This is a genomic window from Porticoccus sp. GXU_MW_L64 (genome assembly GCF_052983295.1).
Genome location: NZ_JBRKJK010000016.1, coordinates 47,885 through 72,892, shown reverse-complemented (window position 1 = coordinate 72,892; position 25,008 = coordinate 47,885). Strand labels below are relative to the sequence as shown.

Annotated in this window: 26 protein-coding genes; 4 read left to right on the top strand and 22 right to left on the bottom strand. The window is 54.6% G+C overall.

Features of this window, described 5'->3' with window-relative positions; translation table 11 throughout:
* Nucleotides 1-224 precede the first annotated feature (224 nt).
* The 18 genes from ACVBEJ_RS12630 to gyrA form a co-directional block, all read right to left on the bottom strand.
* Entirely contained in the window at nucleotides 225-536 is a 312-nt protein-coding gene (locus ACVBEJ_RS12630; RefSeq protein ID WP_447129997.1) for a type II toxin-antitoxin system RelE/ParE family toxin, read from the bottom strand.
* Entirely contained in the window at nucleotides 526-795 is a 270-nt protein-coding gene (locus tag ACVBEJ_RS12625) for a type II toxin-antitoxin system ParD family antitoxin (protein ID WP_447129996.1), read from the bottom strand. The genes ACVBEJ_RS12630 and ACVBEJ_RS12625 overlap by 11 nt, the downstream gene beginning before the upstream one ends.
* A 349-nt stretch (nucleotides 796-1,144) precedes the next feature.
* Nucleotides 1,145-1,399 carry a type II toxin-antitoxin system ParD family antitoxin gene (locus ACVBEJ_RS12620; protein WP_447129995.1) on the bottom strand — a complete coding sequence of 85 codons (255 nt, stop codon included), beginning with the start codon at nucleotides 1,397-1,399 and terminating at the stop codon, nucleotides 1,145-1,147.
* Nucleotides 1,400-1,726: 327 nt separating this feature from the next.
* Complete coding sequence (locus ACVBEJ_RS12615) at nucleotides 1,727-3,121, bottom strand: Fic family protein (protein WP_447129994.1); 1,395 nt, start codon at nucleotides 3,119-3,121, stop codon at nucleotides 1,727-1,729.
* Nucleotides 3,122-3,252: 131 nt separating this feature from the next.
* Nucleotides 3,253-3,621, bottom strand: a complete 369-nt coding sequence (locus ACVBEJ_RS12610) for a hypothetical protein (protein WP_447129993.1) — start codon at nucleotides 3,619-3,621, stop codon at nucleotides 3,253-3,255.
* 48 nt (nucleotides 3,622-3,669) lie between these two features.
* Nucleotides 3,670-3,981 carry a ComEA family DNA-binding protein gene (locus tag ACVBEJ_RS12605; protein ID WP_447129992.1) on the bottom strand — a complete coding sequence of 104 codons (312 nt, stop codon included), beginning with the start codon at nucleotides 3,979-3,981 and terminating at the stop codon, nucleotides 3,670-3,672.
* A 172-nt stretch (nucleotides 3,982-4,153) separates the two neighbouring features.
* Complete coding sequence (locus ACVBEJ_RS12600; RefSeq protein WP_447129991.1) at nucleotides 4,154-4,504, bottom strand: four helix bundle protein; 351 nt, start codon at nucleotides 4,502-4,504, stop codon at nucleotides 4,154-4,156.
* Nucleotides 4,505-4,633: 129 nt separating this feature from the next.
* Nucleotides 4,634-5,329, bottom strand: a complete 696-nt coding sequence (gene pyrF, locus ACVBEJ_RS12595) for an orotidine-5'-phosphate decarboxylase (protein ID WP_447129990.1) — start codon at nucleotides 5,327-5,329, stop codon at nucleotides 4,634-4,636.
* 180 nt (nucleotides 5,330-5,509) lie between these two features.
* Entirely contained in the window at nucleotides 5,510-5,821 is a 312-nt protein-coding gene (locus tag ACVBEJ_RS12590; RefSeq protein WP_447129989.1) for a type II toxin-antitoxin system RelE/ParE family toxin, read from the bottom strand.
* 6 nt (nucleotides 5,822-5,827) lie between these two features.
* The gene (locus ACVBEJ_RS12585) at nucleotides 5,828-6,070 is read right to left on the bottom strand and encodes a type II toxin -antitoxin system TacA 1-like antitoxin (RefSeq protein WP_447129988.1); all 243 of its coding nucleotides are present in this window, start codon (nucleotides 6,068-6,070) and stop codon (nucleotides 5,828-5,830) included.
* A 212-nt stretch (nucleotides 6,071-6,282) separates the two neighbouring features.
* Nucleotides 6,283-7,464: a lipopolysaccharide assembly protein LapB gene (lapB, locus tag ACVBEJ_RS12580; RefSeq protein ID WP_447129987.1), complete on the bottom strand. Its 1,182-nt coding sequence runs from the start codon at nucleotides 7,462-7,464 to the stop codon at nucleotides 6,283-6,285.
* 6 nt (nucleotides 7,465-7,470) lie between these two features.
* Nucleotides 7,471-7,770, bottom strand: coding sequence for a lipopolysaccharide assembly protein LapA domain-containing protein (locus ACVBEJ_RS12575; RefSeq protein ID WP_447129986.1), 300 nt, complete (start codon nucleotides 7,768-7,770; stop codon nucleotides 7,471-7,473).
* 477 nt (nucleotides 7,771-8,247) lie between these two features.
* Nucleotides 8,248-8,544 carry an integration host factor subunit beta gene (locus ACVBEJ_RS12570; RefSeq protein ID WP_447129985.1) on the bottom strand — a complete coding sequence of 99 codons (297 nt, stop codon included), beginning with the start codon at nucleotides 8,542-8,544 and terminating at the stop codon, nucleotides 8,248-8,250.
* A gap of 240 nt (nucleotides 8,545-8,784) precedes the next feature.
* On the bottom strand, nucleotides 8,785-10,464 hold the full coding sequence (rpsA, locus tag ACVBEJ_RS12565) for a 30S ribosomal protein S1 (protein WP_447129984.1): 1,680 nt from the start codon (nucleotides 10,462-10,464) through the stop codon (nucleotides 8,785-8,787).
* A gap of 160 nt (nucleotides 10,465-10,624) precedes the next feature.
* Complete coding sequence (cmk, locus tag ACVBEJ_RS12560) at nucleotides 10,625-11,317, bottom strand: (d)CMP kinase (protein WP_447129983.1); 693 nt, start codon at nucleotides 11,315-11,317, stop codon at nucleotides 10,625-10,627.
* 285 nt (nucleotides 11,318-11,602) lie between these two features.
* The gene (locus tag ACVBEJ_RS12555; RefSeq protein ID WP_447129982.1) at nucleotides 11,603-13,834 is read right to left on the bottom strand and encodes a bifunctional prephenate dehydrogenase/3-phosphoshikimate 1-carboxyvinyltransferase; all 2,232 of its coding nucleotides are present in this window, start codon (nucleotides 13,832-13,834) and stop codon (nucleotides 11,603-11,605) included.
* Between the two features lie 134 nt (nucleotides 13,835-13,968).
* Entirely contained in the window at nucleotides 13,969-15,054 is a 1,086-nt protein-coding gene (gene pheA, locus ACVBEJ_RS12550; protein WP_447129981.1) for a prephenate dehydratase, read from the bottom strand.
* A gap of 91 nt (nucleotides 15,055-15,145) precedes the next feature.
* The gene (gene gyrA, locus ACVBEJ_RS12545) at nucleotides 15,146-17,701 is read right to left on the bottom strand and encodes a DNA gyrase subunit A (protein WP_447129980.1); all 2,556 of its coding nucleotides are present in this window, start codon (nucleotides 17,699-17,701) and stop codon (nucleotides 15,146-15,148) included.
* A gap of 228 nt (nucleotides 17,702-17,929) precedes the next feature.
* Between gyrA and ACVBEJ_RS12540 the strand changes: the two genes are divergently transcribed.
* The 4 genes from ACVBEJ_RS12540 to ACVBEJ_RS12525 all read left to right on the top strand — a co-directional run bounded on the left by ACVBEJ_RS12540 (nucleotide 17,930) and on the right by ACVBEJ_RS12525 (nucleotide 21,587).
* Nucleotides 17,930-19,252 carry a TRZ/ATZ family hydrolase gene (locus ACVBEJ_RS12540; protein ID WP_447129979.1) on the top strand — a complete coding sequence of 441 codons (1,323 nt, stop codon included), beginning with the start codon at nucleotides 17,930-17,932 and terminating at the stop codon, nucleotides 19,250-19,252.
* A 111-nt stretch (nucleotides 19,253-19,363) separates the two neighbouring features.
* On the top strand, nucleotides 19,364-20,071 hold the full coding sequence (gene ubiG / locus ACVBEJ_RS12535; RefSeq protein ID WP_447129978.1) for a bifunctional 2-polyprenyl-6-hydroxyphenol methylase/3-demethylubiquinol 3-O-methyltransferase UbiG: 708 nt from the start codon (nucleotides 19,364-19,366) through the stop codon (nucleotides 20,069-20,071).
* Between the two features lie 101 nt (nucleotides 20,072-20,172).
* On the top strand, nucleotides 20,173-20,832 hold the full coding sequence (locus tag ACVBEJ_RS12530) for an HAD-IA family hydrolase (RefSeq protein ID WP_447129977.1): 660 nt from the start codon (nucleotides 20,173-20,175) through the stop codon (nucleotides 20,830-20,832).
* Nucleotides 20,829-21,587: a YciK family oxidoreductase gene (locus tag ACVBEJ_RS12525; RefSeq protein ID WP_447129976.1), complete on the top strand. Its 759-nt coding sequence runs from the start codon at nucleotides 20,829-20,831 to the stop codon at nucleotides 21,585-21,587. The genes ACVBEJ_RS12530 and ACVBEJ_RS12525 overlap by 4 nt, the downstream gene beginning before the upstream one ends.
* An 83-nt stretch (nucleotides 21,588-21,670) precedes the next feature.
* Here ACVBEJ_RS12525 and rluB read toward each other — a convergent pair whose 3' ends face one another.
* The 4 genes from rluB to ACVBEJ_RS12505 all read right to left on the bottom strand — a co-directional run bounded on the left by rluB (nucleotide 21,671) and on the right by ACVBEJ_RS12505 (nucleotide 24,988).
* On the bottom strand, nucleotides 21,671-22,507 hold the full coding sequence (gene rluB / locus ACVBEJ_RS12520) for a 23S rRNA pseudouridine(2605) synthase RluB (protein WP_447129975.1): 837 nt from the start codon (nucleotides 22,505-22,507) through the stop codon (nucleotides 21,671-21,673).
* The gene (gene scpB, locus ACVBEJ_RS12515) at nucleotides 22,500-23,198 is read right to left on the bottom strand and encodes an SMC-Scp complex subunit ScpB (protein ID WP_447129974.1); all 699 of its coding nucleotides are present in this window, start codon (nucleotides 23,196-23,198) and stop codon (nucleotides 22,500-22,502) included. The genes rluB and scpB overlap by 8 nt, the downstream gene beginning before the upstream one ends.
* 169 nt (nucleotides 23,199-23,367) lie before the next feature.
* Nucleotides 23,368-24,198 (bottom strand): segregation and condensation protein A, encoded by an 831-nt coding sequence (locus ACVBEJ_RS12510; RefSeq protein ID WP_447129973.1) that lies wholly within the window; start codon nucleotides 24,196-24,198, stop codon nucleotides 23,368-23,370.
* A 166-nt stretch (nucleotides 24,199-24,364) separates the two neighbouring features.
* Nucleotides 24,365-24,988: an L-threonylcarbamoyladenylate synthase gene (locus ACVBEJ_RS12505; RefSeq protein ID WP_447129972.1), complete on the bottom strand. Its 624-nt coding sequence runs from the start codon at nucleotides 24,986-24,988 to the stop codon at nucleotides 24,365-24,367.
* Nucleotides 24,989-25,008: the final 20 nt, after the last annotated feature.

Here is a 25,008-nt window from a genome sequence, read left to right as displayed (position 1 = left end):
ACATCAAAAAACGATTCGAGCTCTGTCGGTAAGGCCATAATGGACGACTCCTCTGCAAAAGTAGCAGACTTATCGTCACAAGTGGCTGATTTGTTAGAAATTTAGATGAGGTGACCCTGAGCATGGATATTGAAGAAAAGTAGGTAGTTAGTGAGCTTGGTCACTGTTTGGCAATTGAGTGTGGGTCACCAGAGTGTGGCGATCTCTACTTGGGTGCTTTGGTATCAGGGTTTATCAACAGTTTTCAGATGGTTCTTTACGTCCATCCGGTCAGGCATGATCTGTATGATAAAAATATCGGCTTTCCGTTTGCGGTAAAAGATGATGTGTGCGCCATATTCATGCCGTCGATAGCCCTTGTTAATATGGTCGCATTTGCGCCCCATATCTGGCATATCTGCGAGTAACTGCAGGGAGTGTTCCAAACCGCCGATATATTTATCGGCTTGGTGTTCTCCCCTTTCGGCCTGGGTGCTTTTGTAAATATCTTTGGTTTGCTGGTCGGCGCGTTTTGACAGTGTGAATTTACCCGCCATGACGCTCTGTTTTTAGTTCTTGTTTGGCTTCGGCAATGATTTCTTTGAATGAGCGGTCACTCTCCCCGCTTTCTTCCCCCTCAATGAGCGCTTGGCGCAAGGTTTCGAGCTTCGTTAAGTATTCGGCCTCTTGTTCTTCGAGAAGGCGCAAACCAGCCCGCAGAGTTTCGGCCGTGGTTGGATAGCGACCGCTTGCAGTCAGGTCTGCTATTACCCCATCGAAATGATCACCAAGTTTGGCACTGGTTACCTTTTGCATGGTCTTGCCCTTTCGTTACCTGTATGGCCAAGGTAATACATAGTATTACCGATTGCAAACCAAGTAGCTAGGTCGACATTGAGCATGGATATTGAAGAAAAGTAGGTAGTTAGTGAGCTTGGTCACTGTTTGGCAATTGAGTGTGGGTCACCGCAGCGCGGTGACCTTTACCGGGGTGCTTTGATACCAGAAGATTGCCGCGGCCTGCGGCCTCGCAATGACGGGGCAGACGTTGCGGCTTGTCACGACTGGCCTGGAATTTCAATCGGTCAGCAATGCTGCTCACGGCTAACGTGCTTTCCTTATGACCTCCTGAACTTGCTTTTCGGCACGCATTGAATAGTACAAATTATTGACCACTTAGCTGCTCTTTAGCCTCAGCGATAATTTCAGCGTGAGTTCTATTGCTCATTCCACTTTTCTCAGCGGCGATTAACTCTTGTTCAAGATATTTATGGGTGGCCTGTAAATCCGCCTCTTCCTTCTCCAGGAGCCTTAACCCCGCACGAACAGCTTCACTGTTATTGCGATACCGGCCACTGGCTTTGAGCTGTTGCAAGAATCCATTGAAGTGATCGCCAAGATCAACACTGGTATTTGCCATGAGATTAACCTTTCCGTTGCTATTCGTTAAAAGTACTAATATTTGGTAGCTTGATCAATTGACCTATCTGGACCACCTTATCTAAATAATTAAAAAATTCAATGAGTTGCGAACATCACCGGTTTTGACAAAATTGTAGGGGGGATTAGCTGAAAGCGTAATCCACCATATAGTGGGGGTATATTGTAGTTTAGCTGCCAATTTTGACCCCTGATTGGTGGATTACGCCGCTTCGCGGCTAATCCACCCTACGGTAACTTTACTAAAGACACGACATGCGCCGAAATAACATTGATTTGGATGAGGTGGCCCTGGGTGCAGATTCCATCACCTCCACTCCACCTTCCAGCTTTCAAACTCCGTTAATCTCAGCCGGTAACGGGCTATATTGCCTTCGTGCAAACTCATCAATTCTGTTTCTACTATTTCGACAAAACGGCTTCTGTCACCTGGAGTGATCTGGTCTTCTGCAAAGCTCCTTATTAACGACACAGCTACTTGTTTATTCCGGGCACCCTTCACCACCGCTATAACCAACCGGGCTATCGACTCCCGGTACTTTAATCTGAATGAGTCGGGCTCACCCAGTGATTGACGCACGGCAGAATAGCGGGCGCATGAGCGTTCATAAGCCCAAACAAAAACATCGGCCATCAGCTCTGTTCGGTTCAATTCGTAGATACCCAACAGCCCGTCTATATAGGCTTTTTCCGGCACATCAACAAATGAAAGCGGACTCAGATTATCCCTGATAAGCGGAATATTGGCTGCCAGCCTGGACACCCTTTTATTCACATCATCAAAGGGTTGCAGATAAGGCAGTTGCACCATGGCGAAAAATGCTTGTTCAAAGGGATCATTAATGGCACTCGCTTTCTTCAACACCTCGCCGAAACACTCAGTGATTACCGCACGCCCCTGCAAGGGGTGGAACACGCTGCCGCCAATGCCGACAGATTGTTCTCTCAAGCGTCCGCAGGCAGCAGGATCGGGAAGCAGGTTTTCAGAAAGCAGTGCGTGCAAATTGCAAAGGGTGTAGTGGTTAAATCCTGTTTGTTCGGCAGATTCAACCAACAGTTCAATGGCGGCCTTGTGGTTAAGAATCATTTGAGTTTCAAAGGCACCTTTGCCTTCTGCATTTTCCCCCAACTCTACAAGGCGCTGGGTTTCCAGCAGCGAGTACGTGTTGCCTTCCAGACGGCTGGAGTTCCAGGTAAGGTCTATCAGCAGCCGGTTATAGATTTGCAGAATATAGGTTCCAGCGGGCAAAGCCTTTTGCTGGCATTGGCCGATTTTCAGCAGATGTTTTCTGGTGTTGTTAGACAGGTAATGGGTTACGTTAGGCTGATACGTTGTCAGAAAATTACGGTTGTACCCCACCGGCTGCCGTTGTTGGACAGGCTGACGTACGGCCAGCTTGATCTGTTCCCCTTGTGGGGAGACAGGAATATAAACCTCGGTACTTACATACTGGCTGCCTCCGGCCTCAACCTCATACGTCTGCATTGGTGTTGGGGGTAACCGATACTTACTGCCACGATTTTTGCCTTCAGACAGCAATTCTCCTTTTTCAACCAGAAGTGCCAGTCGCCGCTGCAAAGTACGACGAGCCATTTGCAACCCAAGCGCACGCTGAATTTCATCAATGGAGATAGCATCACTAAAACAACTTATTACCTGTTTTATGGCATCCAGCTCTGTTTGTGAGACTCGTTTTGGCATGATTTATATGGCGCATTCATTAAATATACGCCATATAAACGTGTTTTTATGACAAAAACAAGGGTTTACGCCATATAAGTGGCGCGATTACAGAAATGCGCCACAATAATCAGCCTGTATTCGATTTTGGGTTATGGGTTGCGCATCTTGTCCAGCGCATAGTGAATATGCTCAATAAAGAACTCCGGCATGGGCTCGATCATCGAGGCAAAATGCCTGGGGCACTGCACGGTGATCGGTTCGCGGATCAGCACGTAGCCTTTGCTATACAACTCGTAAGGTATTTTGATGGTTCCCTCACGCTCAGCCCCCACACTTACTCCCAACACAGGCAATGCAGTTATCAAAGCATCGGCGCCACGGGATTCGGCAGACAGGATAAAGGCCGGGCTAAAGCCGCCGGAATGTGGCCATTTGGGTTCGCCATTATCCCAGCGCAGCCAAACCAGGTGGCCGATTGACGGCAGGTAATCTTCAGGTGGGTTTTTGCAGCGGAGCATAATTGGATGCTAAAAACGGGAAGCCACAGCCTCCCGTTTTTAGAAAAATCAAAGAGTTATCTGTGACTTCAGCTTGGCGAGGGTCTTTTCACCAATTCCCTTGATCTCCAAAAGCTGATCGAGGGATGTGTATTGGCCACCCAATTGCTTGCGGTGGTCAACAATGGCCTGGGCCTTTTTCAGTCCGATGCCTTTTAAAGCACTGGCAATGGTTTCGGCATCGGCGGTGTTGATGTTGACTTTGCCTTGAACCTGCTCGGCTTTCGCCGGTTTTTTGGCGGAGTCGGCAGAAGCCGATGCCAAAGGCAGCGCCAGGCAGCAGGCAATAACGGTTGAGGTAAGTAATGGTTTTATTTGCATAACAAAGCTCCTTTTAGGGCGGGGTGAATTCCGTTCGATGGGTTTACGGTATGCCTGTGCGCGCTGAATTGCTATTGGTAAAAGTCTGAAAATTTTGTAGGAAATAGATTACCCCTAAAAGATAGAGGACAGGTTACAGGGCGCGCGTTCGCGCTGACAGGTGACAGGGAAGTCAGTTTGGAACGGCGCTCCACTTCTTTTTTAAGCTGGCTAGCATGGCGGCTATTTGCTGAGCTTCGGATTGCCAATATTTACCATCTTCTTGATTTATATAGCCTATTTTGCGGCCGATGTAGACTTGGGAGATAAACTCGGCTGTGGAGCCTTTGGCTATTGTGAGGAAATGCTGGCGATCATTGGGAGTTGAGCGCTCTGAACCTTCGGCGATATTGCTGGATATGGACAGGCAAGAACGTGTTATTTGATCTTTAAAGCCGAAGTCCTTCAAGCCAGCCAGAGCTTTATACACATCCGCAGCCAAAGCTGCACTGCGCCGCCAAACTTCTAAACTTTCAAAGTTCATAGAAACATCCTTGTTTAAGTCACGAGATTGCCACGTCGCCCTTGGGCTCCTCGCAATGACGGCGAGATTATTTCCTGTTTCCTGTCACCTGTAGGGCGTCAGCCCGTCCTGTCAGCGCGCCAGCGCGTCCTATCTTAAACCGTCCTGTATCCTCCGCAATTCAGCTACCGGATCCTCAGCCTGAGTAATCGGCCGGCCAATCACCAGGTAATCCGAGCCATTGGCGATGGCCTGTTCAGGGGTAACGATGCGCTGTTGGTCGCCGGCATCGCTACCCGCGGGGCGGATGCCGGGGGTGACGAGTTTAAAGTCGTCACCACAGGTGGCTTTCAAAGCGGATGCTTCCTGGGCGGAGCACACCACACCGTCCAGGCCGCTTTGTTTGGCCAGCCCTGCCAGATGCAGCACCTGCTCTGCGGGAGAGCGGGTGATGCCAGTTTCACTCACATCCTGGGCAGACATACTGGTCAATACCGTAACGCCAATCAGCAGTGTGTCGCTGCCCTGCCCGTCCAGTTTGGCCCTGGCCGCCGCCATCATTTTGCTGCCACCGGAGGCGTGCACGTTGACCATCCACACCCCCAGGTCAGCAGCGGCGGCTACGGCATTGGCGGTGGTGTTGGGGATATCGTGGAATTTCAGATCGAGGAATACATCAAAATTTCGGCGCACCAGTTCGCGTACCAGGTCAGGGCCGGCGATGGTGAAAAGTTCTTTGCCCACCTTGAGCCGGCAAAGTGATGGCTCAAGGCGTTCCACCAACTCATAAACCGGTTGGGGATTGTTGTAGTCGAGGGCGACGATGATTTTGGGGTCGGAAGGCATTGGGAACTCAGTGGCAATTGTAAAATTTGGCGCATTTTACAACAAAAAATCACGAGATTGCCGCGGGCACTTTCACCTGTCAGGCCGTAGGGCGGGTTAGCGCAGCGTAACCCGCCAGTTGCTCAGAACCACGGTGGCTTACGCTTCGCACGCCCCACCTAAAGAAAGACGAATAGAAATTTATAGGTCCATGCGTCTATTCAGCTGCCTTACCAAATCTCGCCTCTCATGAATAACTCCAACGATCACTGGCTTGTCCAAGCCGTCAGTAATATAGAAGATATAGTGAAAACGATGTTTGGCAACATACAATTCTGGAAAACGGTTAGAAAAATTCCTGCCCACTACCTCACCTGAAGCAATACCCTGAAAAGTACGTTCAAGACCATCGCGATACTCATTAAAGATATCCAAGCCCCACTTTTCCAGTGTGTAGCTGGCAATTTCCTCAATATCCAGAGCTGCATCCGGTGACAGCCGATAAAGGGGCATCAGTTTTTATTTCATCCGCTCTTTTACAGAGTCGAAAATTTCTGAGGCACTCTGATCTGACCAATTACCCTGCCTTGCAGTATCCAAACGAGGCTTTAGAAACGTCTCCAAATCTCTAAGAGCCATATCATCGTTAGCTGCTGGCAAAGTACGCTCCAAAACATATTCTTTAATGGACTTCCCCTGCAAAGCGGCAGTTGCTTTTAGGCGCTGATGCTGTTCAGGGGTAATTTCAATGGAAAGGCGCATAGCTATTGCTCCAATACAGAAGTTGAACAAAATATAGCCTATGGACAACAAAGTTACAATTTGTTGTAAATCAGAGGGAAGGCTACAAGCGCAGAAATTGGTGGATTACGCCTTTGGCGGATTTACCTAAAGTAAGCACCCTACATCTCGGAATGAAGTGTTATTTCCCTGTAAGCGCAAAGCGCGCCCTGTCACCTGTATCCTGTAACCTTTCAATTACTGTTTGGCTTTACCGTCCCCCACTTCTTACAGGTAGGGCACAGCCAGTGCATTTGCTGGGTAGAGAAGCCACAGCTGCGGCAGCGATAGTTGTGGCGCTCTGCCAGCTGCTGCTGAATGGCGGTCATTGATAACAATGCACTGTCCCGACGCTCGCCCTGCTCGGGGCGCTCCCAGTACATCAGCTGCAGCAAGGCCGGCAGGGATGTTTTTTTGTCCAGCTGTTGGCGCAAAAAGGCAACCGCTTTCTCATCGCCCTCTACCGACTTCAATTGTTCCGCCAACGCAAGCAGCAATTTATCCGCAGGATACTGGCGAAACAGTTCTTTCAGGTGCGCCACCAGCTCTTTTTCTCTGCCCTGCTCGTGATGGGCCCGACAGATTACATCCACCGCTTCCGGCAACAGTTCAGGATCCTGCGCGGGAATGCGTTCCAGCCGCTTGAGCGCGCTGACAGCGTTGCCCTGCTCTATATCCAGTTGTGCCAACAGCAGGCTGGCCCTTACCGAATTTTTGTCGTATTTCAGCCCCTGACGAAGGTGCTGGCGCGCCTGCGCCGGATCGCCGTGTTTTAGCGCTTGCTGGGCCAGTTCACAGCAAAAGTGCCCCCGCTCTACGTTGCCACCGCTACTGGAAAACAGCCGTCGCCGCGGCCACAGGCGATCAGCTACCGCAAGGGCTTTTTGCCACTCCTGCTCGTCCCGGTAAATTTCCAGCAAGTGTTCCAGCGCAGGCTGGCGGTAGCGATCAGACATTTCCGCCAAGTCCAGCATCAGGCGCTCTGCCCGGTCCAGCAGCCCCGCCTGCATAAAATCCCGCGCCAGTTCCAGCTGCACCTGATAGAGCTGTTCCCTGTTTAAGCGCGGGTGAGAAAGCAGATTCTGGTGAATGCGAATGGCTCGCTCCACTTCCCCCCGGCGGCGCATCAAAGCGCCCAACGCCATATGGGTTTCGAGGGTATCGCTGTTGACTTCCAGGGAGTGAATAAAGGTATCGATGGACTCATCCGGCTCTTCGTTGAGCAGGAAATTGAGGCCACGAAAATAACTGTCTTTGGAAAGGGGAACGTTGCTGGATTGCTGTTTGCGAGCCCCCCGCAATGTGCCGAGGTACCAGGCCGTCAGCAGGGCAGCGCAGGCGGCCAGCACAACAATTGCAGTTTCTACCAGCCCCATTGTGAATTACGGCTGTTGTTTGGTGAGGTTTTTTTGAGAGAGCCGGGTTTCCACCGCCAGCAATTTTTGCCGATAACGTTTTGCCTTATGGCGGTACTTCAGCATGGAAGGCAAGGTCAACAAAGTACCCAGAGAGACAAAAACAATAAACAGCAACGCCACAAACATACCCAGTTCCACCTCGGGCAACTGGAAGCCCAGTAAAATGAAATTCACTTCCTGGGTGTTGTCACGGCCAATCCAGATACCCAGCAACAGCACAATCAGCAGGGACAGATAAAGCAGGATTTTTTTCAGCAGGGCCATGGAGATAACCGTAAAGTAGGGTTTGTCATTCTGAGCGTAGCGACATTAGGGGGTGTTAACAATCAGTTAACCACTACTGTTGCCCCTGAAAAGGCGCCCATCTAGGCGCGAGGAGTGTGGTTTGGTCACTCCAAATGAGCGACGAGCAACAACGAGGGGCGCCTTTTCAGGGGCAACCCGAAGGGCTGGGCGCCTTTTCAGGGGCAACCCGAAGGGCTGGGCTCCTTTTCTGCCCCAGCCGCGTTATCAGTCGCTTATGTAGAGTAACTACACGGCACTCCTTCTGCCTCGCTGGAACAAAAAATGAACTCCAGCAGTAGTAGCTAACTGATTGTTAACACCCCCTAGTATCCGGCAAAACCCTGAACACCGTCATTGCGAGCGAAGCGTGGCAAAGAATCTTGTCGCTTGTCTACACAAGATCCTTCGCTGCGCTCAGGATGACATATATGCGCTCAGGATGACATGCACGGCACATTACAGCTCGCGCAGCATACTGTCATTAACCCGCTCGCGCAGTTCTTTGCCGGGCTTGAAGTACGGTACGTATTTGCCAGACAGTTCGACAGAATCACCGGTTTTGGGGTTGCGGCCAATACGCGGTGCCCGGTAATGCAGGCAGAAGCTGCCAAAGCCACGCACTTCTATACGGCGGTTATCCACCAGGGCGTCGGTCATGCTTTCCAGAATCATTTTTACCGCATACTCCACGTCCTTGGGCATCAACTGATCCTGACGGGTGGCGAGTCGTTCGATTAGTTCGGATTTGGTCATCATTATCACCTTTCACAAGCCACTGAAAGTATTATCTTTTTTACTTGTTGATGCAAGTAAATGAGAGACGGGGGATGAAAAATGAGAGACGTAAGGACACTGTCATCCTGAGCGCAGCGAAGGATCTCGTAATTCGTAACCAGTAAAGAGATCCTTCGCTGCGCTCAGGATGACAAAGAACAACGAAAAGGGGCAGCCTAAGCCACCCCTTCTTCAAGACTCAGATGCGAAGTTGAAAGATCAGTCTTTCCCTTCCATCTGCGCCTTCAGCAGATCACCCAGAGTGGCAGGCTTGGCCGCTTCTGCGGACTGCTTGCTGTGCTCTTTGATGGCGGCCTTTTCTTCGGCGAAGTCTTTGGCCTTGATGGACAGGCTGATCACGCGGTTCTTGCGATCAACATTGACGATCTTGGCTTCTACTTCTTCGCCTTCTTTCAGTACAGTGCGGGCATCTTCCACTTTCTCGCGGCTGATGTCGGAGGCTTTCAGGGTGCCTTCGATTTCGTCCGCCAGGGTGATGATGGCAGCTTTGGCATCCACTTCCTTGATCACACCTTTGACGATGGAGCCTTTGTCATTGGCGTTCAGGTAGTCGTTGAACGGGTCGCTGTCCAGCTGCTTGACACCCAGAGAGATGCGCTCGCGCTCGGCGTCGATAGACAGGATAACGGTTTCCAGCTCGTCGCCTTTCTTGAAGTTACGAACCGCTTCTTCACCGGTTTCGTTCCAGGAAATGTCAGACAGGTGAACCAGGCCGTCGATACCACCATCCAGGCCAATAAAGATGCCGAAATCGGTGATGGACTTGATCTTGCCGCTGAGCTTGTCGCCTTTGCTGTGTCGGGTGCCGAAGTCGTCCCAGGGGTTTACCTGGCACTGCTTGATACCCAGAGAAATACGACGGCGTTCTTCGTCGATGTCCAGAACCATCACTTCCACTTCGTCGCCCAGCTGTACCACTTTGCTCGGGTGGATGTTCTTGTTGGTCCAGTCCATTTCGGAAACGTGTACCAGGCCTTCCACGCCGTCTTCCAGCTCAGCAAAGCAGCCGTAGTCGGTGAGGTTGGTCACTTTCGCCTTGGTGCGGGTACCTTCCGGGTAGCGACCAATGATGTTCACCCAGGGGTCTTCGCCCAGTTGCTTCAGGCCCAGAGAAACGCGGTTGCGCTCGCGGTCGAACTTCAGCACTTTCACGTCGATCTCGTCGCCAACAGCAACGATTTCGCTGGGGTGCTTGATGCGTTTCCAGGACATATCGGTAATGTGCAGCAGGCCGTCGATACCACCCATATCTACGAACGCACCGTAGTCGGTCAGGTTCTTGACGATACCCTTCAGCTGTACACCTTCTTCCAGGTTGTTCAGCAGCTCTTCGCGCTCGGCGCTGTTCACTTCTTCCATCACCGCGCGGCGGGAAACCACCACGTTGTTGCGCTTGGCGTCCAGCTTGATAACTTTGAATTCCAGCGGCTTGTCTTCCAGGTGGGCGGTTTCGCGAATCGGGCGAACATCCACCAGAGAGCCCGGCAGGAAGGCGCGCAGGCCTTGTACATCAACGGTGAAGCCACCTTTAACCTTGCCGGAAATAACACCTTTAACCACCTCGTCCGCTTCGTGGGCTGCTTCCAGAGCAATCCAGGCTTCGGCGCGGCGGGCTTTTTCACGGGACAGGCGAGTGGCACCAAAGCCATCTTCTACTGCCTCCAATGCAACTTGTACTTCGTCACCTACCTCCAGAGTGCATTCGCCGTTCTCGTCCAGGAACTGGTTGGCGGGAATAACACCTTCGGATTTCAGGCCGGCGTGAACGGTAACCCAGTCGCGGTCAACATCGATAACAACGCCAGTAACGATGGCGCCAGGGGCCATCTCAACGGTTTTTAAACTCTCTTCAAAGAGTTCTGCAAAGCTTTCGCTCATGAACAATCTACCTGTAGTAGCGGGCCTGCATCCAGTTGAATGGATGATGCGGAAGCCCTTAGCCGTACAGTCAGTTATACGGGTCATCTATATATAGGAAAAACAGCGCGCGATTCTGACTGATCACACCATTTTCCCGCTTTTTAAGCGTAAATTCGGCTTACAAACCCCAAGCGGGGATACCTCTTTGAGAGACAATCACCAGCACCGAATTCAGCACTTCTTCAATGGTCAGGGACGAGGAGTCGATAACCACTGCATCGTGGGCCGGCACCAGCGGGGATACGTTACGGGTTCTGTCCCGTTCATCCCTTTCCCGCACCTGTTCCACGAGGGCGGCGAGGTTAACAGATTCACCCTTGTCAAGCAACTGCTTGTAACGGCGCTCCCCGCGTACTTCCGCGCTGGCATCGAGGAATATTTTCACCTGCGCCAACGGGAACACCACCGTACCCATATCGCGGCCATCCGCCACCAGGCCCGGCGCCTGAATAAATACCCGCTGGCGGTGCAACAACGCGTCGCGCACTGCGGGAATGGCCGCCACTACCGAGGCATCGGCGCCGGCGTCTTCGGTGCGAATATCGCGGCTGACATCTTCCCCTTCCAACCGCACCCTGACGCCTTTGTCGGTGGTTTCAAAGGCGATATCCAGGTGGGCGGCGAGTACAGAAATTGCCTCAATGTCGTCCAGGGCCAAACCATGACGACGCGCCGCCAACCCCAACAGGCGATACAGTGCACCACTGTCCAGGTAGTGATACCCCAAATGCCTGGCGAGCAGCTGGCAAATAGTGCCCTTGCCAGAACCACTGGGGCCGTCGAGGGTGATTACGGGTACTTCTATTGTCATAAATACGTTCCGTGTGAGATTCAATATCTCAGTTCTATTCGATAAGCACGCTTGCTACGCAAGCTACAGGGCGGGCTTCGCCCTTGCAGGACGCCCACTTTGTGGGCTACAGCTAACAGGGGCGCTTTTCCTGTAGCGCGTCAGCGCGTCCTGTCACCTGTAACCTGTATTCCTACGCTTTGAGCCAGTTCCACAAAACCGGGGCAAGCTACAGGGCGGGCTTCGCTCTTACAAGACGCCCACTTTGTGGGCTACAGCTTACAGGGGCGCTTTTCCTGTAGCGCGTCAGCGCGTCCTGTCACCTGTAACCTGTATTCCTACGCTTTGAGCCAGTTCCACAAAACCGGGGAATGATGTCGCCACATTGTTACAGTTGTTAATACGCACCGGGCCGGAAGCCCGCAACCCGGCGATGGCGAAAGACATGGCAATGCGGTGGTCGTCGCAACTTTCCACCTCGCCGCTACCGATCTGTCCACCATTGATAACCATGCCATCCGGGGTGGCTATGGCATCCACACCCAGTATCTGCAAACCGTCCGCCATGGCCTGAATGCGGTCACTTTCTTTCACGCGCAGTTCTTCAGCGCCGGTCAGTACCGTCTGCCCCTCGGCACAGGCAGCGGCCACAAACAGCGCCGGGAATTCATCGATGGCCAGCGGCACCTGATCTTCCGGTATGGCAATGCCGCGCAATGGCGCGTAGCGCACCTGAATATCTGCCACCGGTTCGCCGCCCACTTCGCGCTTATTGTGCAGCTCAATATCAGCACCCATCAGACGCAGAATATTAATCACGCCAATGCGAGTGGGGTTAATGCCCACATGCTGCAAGGTAATGTCGGAACCGGGAGCGATGGCGGCGGCCACCATAAAGAAGGTGGCAGAGGAAATGTCCGCAGGCACATCAATTTTCGTGGCGCTGAGCTTGCCGCCGGAGCGAACCGTGGCACTGGCACCGTCCCGCTCTACCGGGTAACCAAAGCCACACAGCATACGTTCGGTATGGTCACGGGTGGGAGCAGGCTCGGTGGTGCGAGTTTCCCCTTCGGCGTACAAACCCGCCAGCAACACGCAGGATTTCACCTGGGCGCTGGCCATGGGCAGAGGGTAATCAATGCCTGTCAGCTGGCTGCCACCTTTAATGCGCAATGGCGGCCTGCCATTGTCGGCGGTTTCAATGCGGGCACCCATGGTGCGCAACGGTTCGGCCACCCGGTTCATGGGGCGGCCAGACAGGGAGTGGTCACCGGTCAGCTCGCTATCAAATGCCTGACCAGCCAGCAGCCCCGACAGCAGGCGCATGGAGGTGCCGGAGTTACCCAGGTACAGCGGGCCCGCCGGGGCTTTTAAACCGTGCAGGCCAACACCGTGAATCGTCACTTTGCCATTTTCATTGGGGCCTTCGATCACAACCCCCATATCGCGAAACGCCTGCAGGGTGGCCAGGCTGTCTTCTCCCTGCAGAAAGCCGGTCACTTCGGTAACACCTTGTGCCAGGGAACCCAGCATAATGGAGCGGTGCGACATGGATTTGTCGCCGGGCACGCGGATATCGCCGCTAACGGTACCTCCCGGTTGCACGGTAAAGGTCAGGTTGTGGTTGTTTTCAGGTTCCATATACGCTTTCTTTTCCAGCATTTTTGTAAAGTGGTTACGGGCTTCCCGGGCGCGGGTGAACACTCCCAACAAGTATTCGCTGTCGCCTGTGTCGATGGCGGTGCGCATCTGGCGAAGGTTGTCTGTCAATCTGTCGATGGTGTCTACAATGGCACCTTTATTGGCTTGCGCTATGTCGTGCCACATCACCGGGTCGCTGCTGGCAATGCGGGTAAAGTCGCGAAAGCCGCCAGCGGCGTAGCGGAATATCTCGCGGTTGTCGCGCATGGCAGCCAGGGTATCCACCAGGGAAAAGGCCACCATGTGTGGCAGGTGACTGGTGGCAGCCAATACTTCATCGTGTTCGGCCACCGGCATTTGCTCCACAGTAGCACCCACCTGCCGCCATAGGGATTCCACCCTCTGAAGGTGTTCAGCGCCGGTGGCCTGGTCGGGGGTCAATATCACTTTGTGGTTAATAAAGAGTTCCGGGTTAACCGCTTCAATACCGCTGTTTTCGCCACCGGCAATGGGGTGACCGGGCACCAGTTGCGGCGGCATGTGGCCATAAATACGCCGGGCATCCGCCACTACGCTGCCTTTTACACTGGCCACATCGGTAATGGTAACGGCGTTGCTCACCTGGCTGGCGACTTCCTGCATGGTATCGGCTACCGCCAGAGTCGGCACCGCGATCACCACAACATCGCCATCGCCCAGTTCTGCAGCCACTTCGCCCAACGATAGCACTACGCGATCTGCCACGCCCAGCTCCACTGCGCGCTGGGCGGTTTCCGCCTTGCGAACTACGCCAATCACCTGGTTACAAAGTCCGCGCTCACGCGCAGCTTTGGCAAGGCTGCCACCGATCAGGCCGAGGGCGATTACAACGAGTTTGTTGATTTCAGAGGAAGGCATTAAAACATCTGCTCTATGTCATTCTGAGCGCAGCGAAGAATCTCTTACTATAAACAGGTACTGAGATCCTTCGCTGCGCTCAGGATGACAGTATTCGATGAGCTGCCCGTAACCCGCAACCCGTAACCCGCAGCTCAAAGCACGCCCTTCGGATAGGACCCCAACACCTTCAAATCCGCCACTTTGTCACGCACCTGATCCAATGCCTGACTCACGTTGGGGTCGTCCACGTGTCCTTTCAAATCGATAAAAAACACGTAATTCCATTTGGCGGTGCGGGATGGGCGGGTTTCGATACGGGTCAGGTCGATTCCGGCGCTGTGAAACGGCAGCAACAGGTCGTGCAGGGCACCGGCGTGGTTATTGGCCGTGACAATCACCGAGGTTTTGTCGTCGCCACTGGCGGGCACCTGCTGGCGGCCAATAATAAAGAAGCGGGTGGAATTGTCCGGGCGGTCTTCAATATTTTCACGCAGGCGGGTCAGCTCAAACAAATCCGCCGCCATATCACCGGCGATAGCCGCCGAATTCCACTCCCCTTTAACAAATTTGGCCGCTTCCCCGTTGCTGCTTACCGCTACCCGTTCGATGCTGGGGTAGTGGGCATCGAGCCATAAACGGCACTGGGCCAGGGACTGAGCGTGGGAGTAAACCCGGGTAATATTTTCCGGTTTGGTGTTGGGGCCGATCAGGAAGTGCTGGTGAATACGCAATTCCACTTCACCGCTGATGCCCACGTTGGAATCCAGAAAGCTGTCCAGTGTGTTGTTGACCACACCTTCGGTGGAGTTTTCCACCGGCACCACTCCATAGTCCACCGCACCGGCCACCACTTCACGAAACACATCGTCAATGGCTGCCATGGGCAGGGTAACTGCAGAGTGGCCAAAGTGCTTGATGGCCGCCTGCTGGGTAAAGGTGCCCTCAGGTCCCAGGTAGGCAACCTTGATGGGGTCTTCCAGGGCCAGGCAAGCGGACATGATTTCCCGAAACAGACGCGCCATTTCTTCGTCGTCCAAGGGGCCCTGGTTTTTTTCCAGCACCTTGCGCAATACCTGGGCTTCCCGCTCCGGGCGGTAAAACACCGATTCGCCGGCGGCCTGCTTTACCTCGGCTACCTGCTGGGCGCAATTGGCGCGCTTGCTGATCAGCGCCAGTAATTCTTTATCGATACCATCGATCTGCTGGCGCAGTTCGTTCAATTCGTTTTCGTTGGACATAGTTTCTCTACCGTCATCCTGAGCGCAGTGAAGTATCTCAAACTCCAAATCTGGTACAGAGATGCTTCGCTGCGCTCAGCATGACAAATTGTTAAGTTTCGGTGTCAGCTTGTGTTTTTTCATCCTGTTCTTCAATGCGCGCCAGGCCCACCAGTTGCTCGCCTTCTTTAAGGCGAATCACGCGCACACCCTGGGTGTTGCGACCCGAAGTGGAGATTTCTTCGCAGCGGGTGCGCACCAGGGTGCCCTGGTCGGAGATCAGCATCACCTCATCCCCGTCAAACACTTGCTCGGCACCCACCAACTGGCCGTTGCGTTCGGAGCTTTGAATGGCGATTACACCCAGGCCGCCACGCCCCTTGGTGGGGTAGTCTTCCACTGGTGTTTGCTTGCCGTAGCCATGCTCAGATACCGCCAGCACCTTGCCGCCCTCCTGAGGAATAATCAGCGACAGCACTTGCTCCCCTTCCGGCAGGCGGATACCGCGCACACCGCGGGATATACGCCCCATGGAACGCACATCGCCCTCGGCAAAACGCATGGCCTTGCCGCCAGAGCTGAACAGCATCACTTCGCTGTCGCCATTGGTGATGGCGGTGCCCACCAGACGGTCGCCGTCCACCAGGTCGAGGGCGATCAGGCCCACGCTGCGGGGGCGGGAGAAGGCGGACAGCGGGGTTTTCTTCACGGTGCCAAATTTGGTGGCCATAAAGATAAATTTGTCGTCGCTGTACTCGTCTACCGGCAAAATGGAGGTCACCCGTTCCCCTTCTTCCAGCGGCAACAGATTCACCATGGGGCGGCCACGGGATTGACGCCCGGCCACCGGAATCTGGTACACCTTCAGCCAGTACACCTTGCCCGCATTGGTAAAACACAAAATGGTGGTGTGGGTGTTGGCGATCAGCAGGTGTTCAATAAAATCTTCGTCTTTTACCTGAGTGGCAGACTTGCCCATACCGCCACGGCGTTGAGCCTGGTAGTCATCCAACGGCTGGGTCTTGGCGTAGCCACCGTGGGAGATGGTCACTACCCGGTCTTCTTCACTGATCAGGTCTTCCACGGTCAAGTCGTGCTTGGATTCGATGATTTCCGTGCGGCGCTCGTCGTTAAACTCGCTGACAATGGCGTCCAGTTCTTCGCGAATCACTTCCATCAGCCGCTCGGGGCTCGCCAGAATACCCAGGTACTCGGCAATCTCCGCCAGTTTGTCCTGATACTCCGCCAGCAGTTTGTCGTGCTCCATACCGGTGAGGCGGTGCAGGCGCAGCTCCAGAATGGCCTGAGCCTGTTCCGGCGACAGATAGTACATGCCATCCCGCTGGCCAAATTTGTCTGACAGTTCTTCCGGGCGGCAGGCATCGGCGCCGGCACGCTGCAGGAATTCGCTGATCTTGCCGGACGCCCAGCCACGGGCAATCAAGGCTTCTTTGGCTTCCGCCGGGGATTGCGAGGATTTGATCAGTTCGATCACTTCGTCGATATTGGCAATGGCCACCGCCAGGCCTTCGAGAATATGGCCGCGCTCCCGGGCTTTTCTCAGCAGGTAAACGGTGCGGCGGGTTACCACTTCGCGGCGGTGGCGAACAAAGTTTTCCAGCAGCTCTTTCAGGTTGAGCAGCTTGGGCTGGCCGTCCACCAGCGCCACTGTATTGATGCCAAAAACAGTTTCCAGCTGGGTTTGCGCGTACAGGTTGTTGAGCACCACATCGCCCATTTCGCCGCGCTTGATTTCAATAACCACCCGCAGACCGTCTTTGTCAGACTCATCGCGCAGTTCGGAAATGCCTTCGATCTTTTTCTCTTTTACCAGCTCGGCGATTTTCTCAATCAAACGCGCCTTGTTCAGCTGATAGGGAATTTCGTGAATAATGATGCGCTCTTTGCCCTTGGCGTCGGTTTCCACCTCTGCCTTGGCGCGCATGTAAATGCGCCCGCGACCGGTGCGGTAGGCCTGCAAAATGCCCGCCTTGCCGTTGATAATGGCGCCGGTGGGGAAATCCGGCCCCGGCAGGTGCTCCATCAATTCGTCGATGGTGATGTCTTCGTTTTCAATCAGCGCCAGGCAAGCGCGAATCACTTCCCCCAGGTTGTGAGGCGGGATATTGGTGGCCATGCCCACGGCAATACCGGAGGAGCCATTCACCAGCAGGTTGGGCACCCGGGTGGGCAACACGTCCGGCATCATCTCGTTGCCGTCGTAGTTGGGCACAAAATCCACGGTTTCTTTGTCGAGGTCCGCCAACAGGGAGTGGGCGATTTTGTCCATGCGGATTTCGGTATAGCGCATGGCCGCCGGGGAATCGCCGTCGATGGAACCAAAATTGCCCTGGCCGTCCACCAGCGGGTAGCGCAGGGAGAAATCCTGGGCCATGCGCACAATGGTGTCGTACACCGCGGTATCGCCGTGAGGGTGGTATTTACCAATCACATCACCCACCACACGGGCGGACTTTTTGTAGGCCTTGTTCCAGTCGTTCTTGAGTTCGTTCATGGCGAACAGAACCCGGCGGTGCACCGGTTTGAGACCGTCGCGCACATCCGGCAAGGCCCGACCGACGATCACGCTCATGGCGTAATCCAGATAGGATTGACGCAGCTCGTCCTCGATATTTACCGGCAGGATTTCTTTGGCGATATCACCCATGCTTTTGTGTATTCCTTATGATTTTTTATGACCCGATAGAGGCCAGACACAAGCGCGGGATAATAGCATAAAAAAGGTAACAGGACGCAGGCTTTGCCTGCTGACAGAACGGGCTTCGCCCTTACCGGTTACAGGGGTGTTCCTGTAGCGCGAAGCGCGTCCTGTCACCTGTATCCTGTGTCCTTCCACCTGTATACTGCGCGCTTCGTCAACACGCAGAAAAGCACTATGATCCCCACCCCCGTGGACCTGATTATCAACGCTCGCTGGCTGGCGCCGGTGGTTCCCCGCAACCAGTTATTGCAAGACTGTGCTGTGGTGATTGCGCGCGGTGAAATTATCGCCATCACCACCCAGAAAGAAGCCGCCAATCAATATACTGCCAGCGAAACCGTTGACCTTGACGAGCATTTGCTGATTCCCGGCCTGGTAAACGCCCACGGCCACGCTGCCATGAGCCTGTTGCGCGGCTATGCAGATGATCAGCCACTGCACACTTGGCTCAGCGATCATATCTGGCCAGCGGAACAGCAGTGGGTAGACCAGCGCTTTGTCCGTGACGGCACCAACCTGGCCATGGCGGAGATGATCCGCAGTGGCTCCACCTGTTTTGCCGACATGTATTTTTTTCCGGAGGCCATTGCCGAAGCCGCCAGCCGCACCGGTATGCGCGCCCAGGTAGCCTTTCCGGTATTCGACTTCCCCAGCAATTGGGGCAGCGGGCCCGACGATTACATACACAAAGGCCTGGCGCTGCGGGATGACCACAAAAACGACAACCTGATTCAGATTGCCTTTGGCCCTCACGCGCCCTACACCATTTCCGACGAGCCCCTGCAAAAAGTCGCCACCTATTCCGAGGAACTGGCGACACCCATTCATATTCATCTGCACGAAACCGCCCAGGAAATCAGCGACGAAAAAAGCAACAGTGGCCTGCGCCCAATCGAGCGCATCAATCAGCTGGGAGCCTTGTCGCCACTAACCCAGTGCGTGCATATGACCCAGCTGAACGACAACGATCTGACGCTGTTGCAAAACAGTGGCGCCCATGTGATCCACTGTCCGGAATCCAACCTCAAACTGGCCAGCGGCCTGTGCCCGGTTCAGCGATTACTGGATAACAGCATCAACGTGGCACTGGGCACCGATGGCGCCGCCAGCAATAACGACCTGAGCCTGTTGAGTGAATTGAAAACCGCCGCACTGTTAGCCAAAGGCATCAGCGGCGACGCCAGCGCACTGAATGCCCACAGCGCCCTGCGCATGGCCACTCTTAATGGCGCCAAAGCGCTGGGCATGGCCGACCGCATTGGCAGTATAGAAGTGGGCAAAGCGGCGGACCTGACCGCTGTGCGCCTGGACGAACTGGAAGCCCACCCCCTGTACAACCCGCTATCGCAACTGGTGTACAGCGAATGCAGCCACCGGGTGAGCCATGTCTGGGTGAATGGCAAGGCATTGTTGCGGGAACGAGAGCTAACCACGCTGGATCAACAAGAAATCATTGCCAGAACAAAAGAATGGCAGCAAAAGATAGTCAACAGGTAACAGGGCGGGCTTCGCCCTTACAGGTTACAGGCCCGCTCCGCCCTCCCTGTATCCTGTCACCTGTAAGCGCGCAGCGCGCCCTGTAAACTCTATTAAAAACGAAGCGAAGATATGTCAGAACTCAATGTAGATAATTCCGAAGTCGCAAAGTTTGAAGCCCTCGCCTCTCGCTGGTGGGACCCGAACAGCGAATTCAAGCCCCTGCACGACATCAACCCGCTGCGCGCCAACTGGATTGACCAACACTCGCCGGTGGCGGGTAAAAAAGTGCTGGATGTGGGCTGTGGCGGCGGTATTTTAAGTGAATCACTGGCGCAACGGGGCGCACGGGTTACCGGCATCGATATGGGCGAAGCGCCACTCAATGTCGCCAAACTGCACGCACTGGAAAGCGGTATTGTCGTGGATTATCAGCAAATTACCGCCGAGCAACTGGCCACTGAACAAGGCGGTGAATACGACGTTGTTACCTGCCTGGAAATGCTGGAACACGTGCCCGACCCGGCATCGGTTATTACCGCCTGCACACAACTTGTCAAACCTGGTGGCCATGTGTATTTCTCCACCATCAACCGCAACCCCAAAGCCTACCTGTTGGCCATACTGGGAGCTGAATATGTACTCAAGCTGCTGCCCAAAGGCACCCACGAATACAGCAAATTTATTCGCCCCTCAGAACTGGGAAACTGGGCCAGAAAAGCGGGACTGAGTATCGAGCATATGACCGGCATGACCTACAACCCGCTTACCAAAACCTATCGGCTGGATAACCGGGATGTGGGGGTAAATTATCTGATTCACTCTCGTAAACCCGAATAGTCTCCAACCCGTCATCCTGAGCGCAGCGAAGGGTCTCAATAGTGGCTGCAACACTGAGATTCTTCGCCGCGTTCAGAATGACAGAGTAAAAAGAGAACAACATGCCAAAAATCGACGCTGTACTTTTTGACCTGGACGGTACCCTGCTGGACACCGCTCTGGACTTTACCGATGTGGTGAATCAACTGCTGCGGGAAGAAAATCGCGCCACCATGGATTATTCCCAGGTGCGCAGCGCAGTTTCACACGGCTCTGTTGGGCTGGTGGAAACCGCTTTTCAACTTGCCGTTGACGATCCGGCCTTCGACCCGTTGCGACAGCGATTGCTGGATTTGTACATCGACAGATTAACCAACAAAACCCGGCTGTTTCCCGGCCTGGACAGATTGCTCGCCCGCCTTGAGGCACACACTATCCCCTGGGGCATAGTCACCAACAAACCGGTGCTTTACACCACCCCTATCGTTGCCGGCCTGAACCTGAAACCGGCCGCGGTGGTCTGTCCAGATCACGTTACCAACACCAAACCCCACCCGGAATCGGTACATCTGGCCTGCCAGCAGATTGGCTGTCAGGCACAGAATACCCTGATGGTGGGCGATCATTTACGGGATATAGAGGCAGGCCGCAATGCCGGGGCCACCACCATCGCCGCCGCCTACGGCTACCTGAACCCGGATGAAGATGTCAGCCACTGGCAGGCGAATTACATTGCCCATCAATCCGAAGACTTACTGCCCATTGTGGAAAAACTGTTATGACCGAAAGTGCCACTGCACAAAATTATCAGGCCGCCCACGATTGCCTGGCCAACCGCATTATTGTGGTAACTGGCGCCGGTGACGGCATTGGCCGCACTGCCGCGCTCACCTTTGCCAGCTGCGGTGCCGAAGTGATTCTGGTGGGCAGAACCACAGCCAAACTGGAACAGGTGTACGATGACATCGTCGCCGCTGGCGGCCCACAACCGGCCATTTTCCCTCTGGACCTGGAAAGCGCCACAGAGGACCACTACTCCGAAATGGCCGACAAGTTGTTCGAAGAATGCGGACGCATTGATGGCCTGCTGCACAACGCCGGCCTGCTGGGGCAGCGCACTCCCATCACCAATTACAAACTCAGCACCTGGCAGCAGGTAATGCAGGTAAATGTGACCGCCGGATTTGCCATGACCAAAGCCTTACTGCCGCTGTTGGAAAAATCGAAAGACGCATCGGTGATTTTTACCAGCTCCAGCGTCGGGCGCACGGGCCGCGCCTACTGGGGGGCTTACGCAGTATCAAAATTTGCCACCGAAGGCCTGGCGCAAGTGCTGGCCGAAGAAGTCGAGGGCATTGGTCATATCCGGGTGAACTGCATCAACCCCGGCGCCACCCGCACCGCCATGCGCGCCGGTGCTTACCCGGCGGAAGACCCGGGCACATTGCCAACTCCGGAAGACATAATGCCGGCTTATTTGTACTTGATGGGGCCGGAGAGTAAAGGGGTTTCGGGGGAAAGCATAGATGCACAGTAAATATGGCTAGACCAACATACCAAGCAAACGGCGGATTACGCTGCGCTAATCCGCCCTACGAGACTGCGCGTTAGCGGGGTTATTCAGTTTTTGCGGCCTTTGGCCCGCAGGCGCTGTTCCTGGCGTTCGCGGTTTTTGCGCTCTTGGGGGGTAAGACTGGCAATGCGTACTTTGTCGATGCCCGCCTGTCGACACAGGGCCTTGATGTCTTGCGGCTCCAGGTCGATCCACTGGCCTTCGCGCAGGTAGGACGGGAAAAATATGGGCCCGAAGCGCACTCGCTTGAGGCGGTTAACTTCCACATCCTGCGATTCCCACAGGCGGCGTACTTCCCGGTTGCGCCCCTCCATCAAGGCCACGGTAAACCAGCGGTTGGCGCCGTTGGCTTCACCGGGGACGATATCGGAAAATTTGGCCATGCCATCTTCCAACAGCACCCCTTCGCGGAGTTTTTTAAGGCTGTCTTCCGACACATCTCCGTGCACTCGCACCAGATATTCCCGGTCAATTTGGCTGCTGGGGTGCATCAGTTTATTGGCCAGTTCGCCATCGTTGGTAAACAGCAGCAAGCCACTGGTATTGATGTCCAGGCGGCCCACAGACACCCAGCGTTCCCCCATCAGTTTTGGCAGTCTATCAAATACCGTGGGGCGGCCTTCCGGGTCGTTGCGGGTACAGATTTCCCCCAGGGGCTTGTTATACAGCAGCACCCGCAGGCGGGTGTCGGCGGATTTGCGGGCAAAGGGTTTGCCATCCACCTGAATACTGTCGTCGGTGGCCACCCGGTCTCCCAGGGTGGCCACCTTGCCATTGACCTGCACGCGGCCATCGGCAATCCACTGTTCCAGCGCCCGGCGGGAACCAAGCCCGCCAGCGGCCAATACTTTTTGCAGCTTTTCGGTAACCGTTGCTTCAGACATCGTCGCGCCTGTCCGGGTTGTTATCGTGCTGTTCCGGAGTTGGTGCCTCGCTGTGATCGACCGGGCTTTCATCCACATCTGCCTCAGTGGGCTGCTGTTCCGTGTCCACTTGGGGTTGATCGATATCCAGCGTCAGTTCCGGGTCGATATCTTCCAGGTCGCGAAGGTCCCCCAGTGTCGGCAATTCTTCCAGGCTGGACAGATTAAAGTAATCGAGAAACTGTTTGGTGGTGGCATACAGTGAGGGTCGCCCGGGCACATCCCGATGGCCAACCACCCGTATCCACTCGCGTTCTTGCAGGGTTTTGATGATCTGCGAGCTTACCGACACCCCTCGAATTTCTTCAATATCACCACGGGTAATGGGCTGGCGATAGGCGATTAACGCCAGGGTTTCCAGCATGGCGCGAGAATACTTCTGTGGCTTTTCTTCCCACAGGCGGTTGACCCACTGGGACAGCTCCTGACGCACCTGGAAACGATAACCGCTGGAGACTTTTTTCAGTTCAAAACCGCGGCCAGCGCAATCCACTGCCACTTCTTCCAGTGCAGCGCGAATGTCGTCGCGGTCGGGGCAGGCATCTTCTTCAAACAGTTGTTCGATGTGGGGAATATCCAGCGGCCGCGCCGCTGCCAGCAGTGCGCCTTCGATAATGTTTTTCAGTCGGGTAATGTTGATATTGGTATCCATAAAAACAATCTTTTCTGCGCGTCATCCTGAGTATAGCGAAGTGCGAAGAAGAGATTGACTCGCACCTTCCTTGGTGCTCGGCTCTACGAGCCGTCTTCGACGCCCAAATTGGCATTCCTGCCAATTTGTCTTCGCTACACTCAGAATGACAAATCAGTAACAAGCCTCATCAAGCGGCTCTTGCCTTGACATGTATTGGGCCAAACAGCTCGCTCTGCACGATTTCCACCAGCGATTCCTTGATCAGTTCCATCACCGCCAGGAAGGTGGTCACCACACCAACACGGCCTTCGTGGGCGGTAAACAGGCTGACGAAAGGCACGAATTGCTGGCCTTTGAGCCGTGCCAGCACTTCGGTCATGCGCTCGCGTGTCGACAACAATTCCCGCTGCACCTGGTGGCTTTCAAACATTTCAGCCCGACGCATCACTTCCGACAGGGCCAGCAGCAGTTCCTGCATGGAGACTTCCGGGTGCGGGCGCTCGCAACTGCGATCCGGCTCCTTGGCGGAGGCGATAAAGGTATCCCGCCCTACTCTGGGTAATTCATCTATATCTTCTGCGGCCTGTTTAAAGCGCTCGTATTCCTGCAAACGGCGAATCAGTTCGGCGCGGGGGTCGTCTTCGTCTTCAATTTCTTCCTGGCGCGGCAACAGCATGCGGGATTTGATTTCCGCCAGCATAGCCGCCATCAGCAGGTATTCCGCCGCCAGTTCAAAATGCATGGCCTCCATCAGTTCGATGTAAGCCATGTACTGACGGGTGATTTCCGCCACATTGATTTCCAGAATATCGATATTCTGGCGCTTGATCAGGTACAGCAGTAAATCCAGCGGGCCTTCAAACGCCTCCAGTATCACTTCCAGTGCTTCCGGCGGAATGTAAAGGTCTTTGGGCAAATCCGTCACCGCTTCGCCATACACCATGGCGAAAGGCATTTCTTCCTGGCTGGGAGAAAGCTGCGGTTTTGGTTCGCTGTCGATGATAGGAGAATCGTTCAAAGGTTTTACCGGTTGACGAAAAATGGGGATTATACAGCAGCAGGTAACAGGATACAGGACGGGCTGCGCCCTACAGGATACAGAAACTGCCCCCCTGTTTCCTGTAGGGCGCAGCCCGTCCTGTAAGCCCCACAGGGGCGACCTGTAGCCTCGGAGAGGCGTCCTGTCAGCCTTCAAAAAGGCTGACATCCCCCATTCCCCGGCGAAGAATTTGCGGGCTGTCGTCCACCATATCCACCACCGAGGTGGGTTCCAGGCCGCAGTAACCGCCGTCGATTACCAGGTCGATGCGGTGTTCCAGCAGGTCGCGGATGTCGTAGGGGTCGGTGAGCGGGTATTCGTCGCCAGGCAGTTGCAGGGTAACGCTCATCAACGGCTCCCCCAGCTCTTCCAACAGCGCCAGTGCCACGTTGTTTTGCGGCACTCGCAGGCCCACGGTTTTACGCTTGGGGTGCATCAATCTCCGGGGGACTTCCGACGTGGCCTGCAACACGAAGGTGTAAGGCCCCGGGGTCAACCCTTTCAACAAGCGGTAGCGCACGTTGTCCACTTTGGCGTAGCTGGCCAGTTCCGACAGGTCACGACACACCAGGGTGAAATTGTGGCGTTTTTCCAGCTGACGGATAGCGCGGATTTTGTCCAGCGCCCTCTTGTCTCCAATATGGCAGCCCAGGGCGTAGGCGGAGTCTGTGGGATAGGCGATTACACCACCGGCGTGAATGATTTCCACCGCCTGTCGAATCAGGCGCGGCTGAGGATTGTCCGGGTGTATGGAGAAAAACTGGCTCATGGGCAACTACAGATACACAA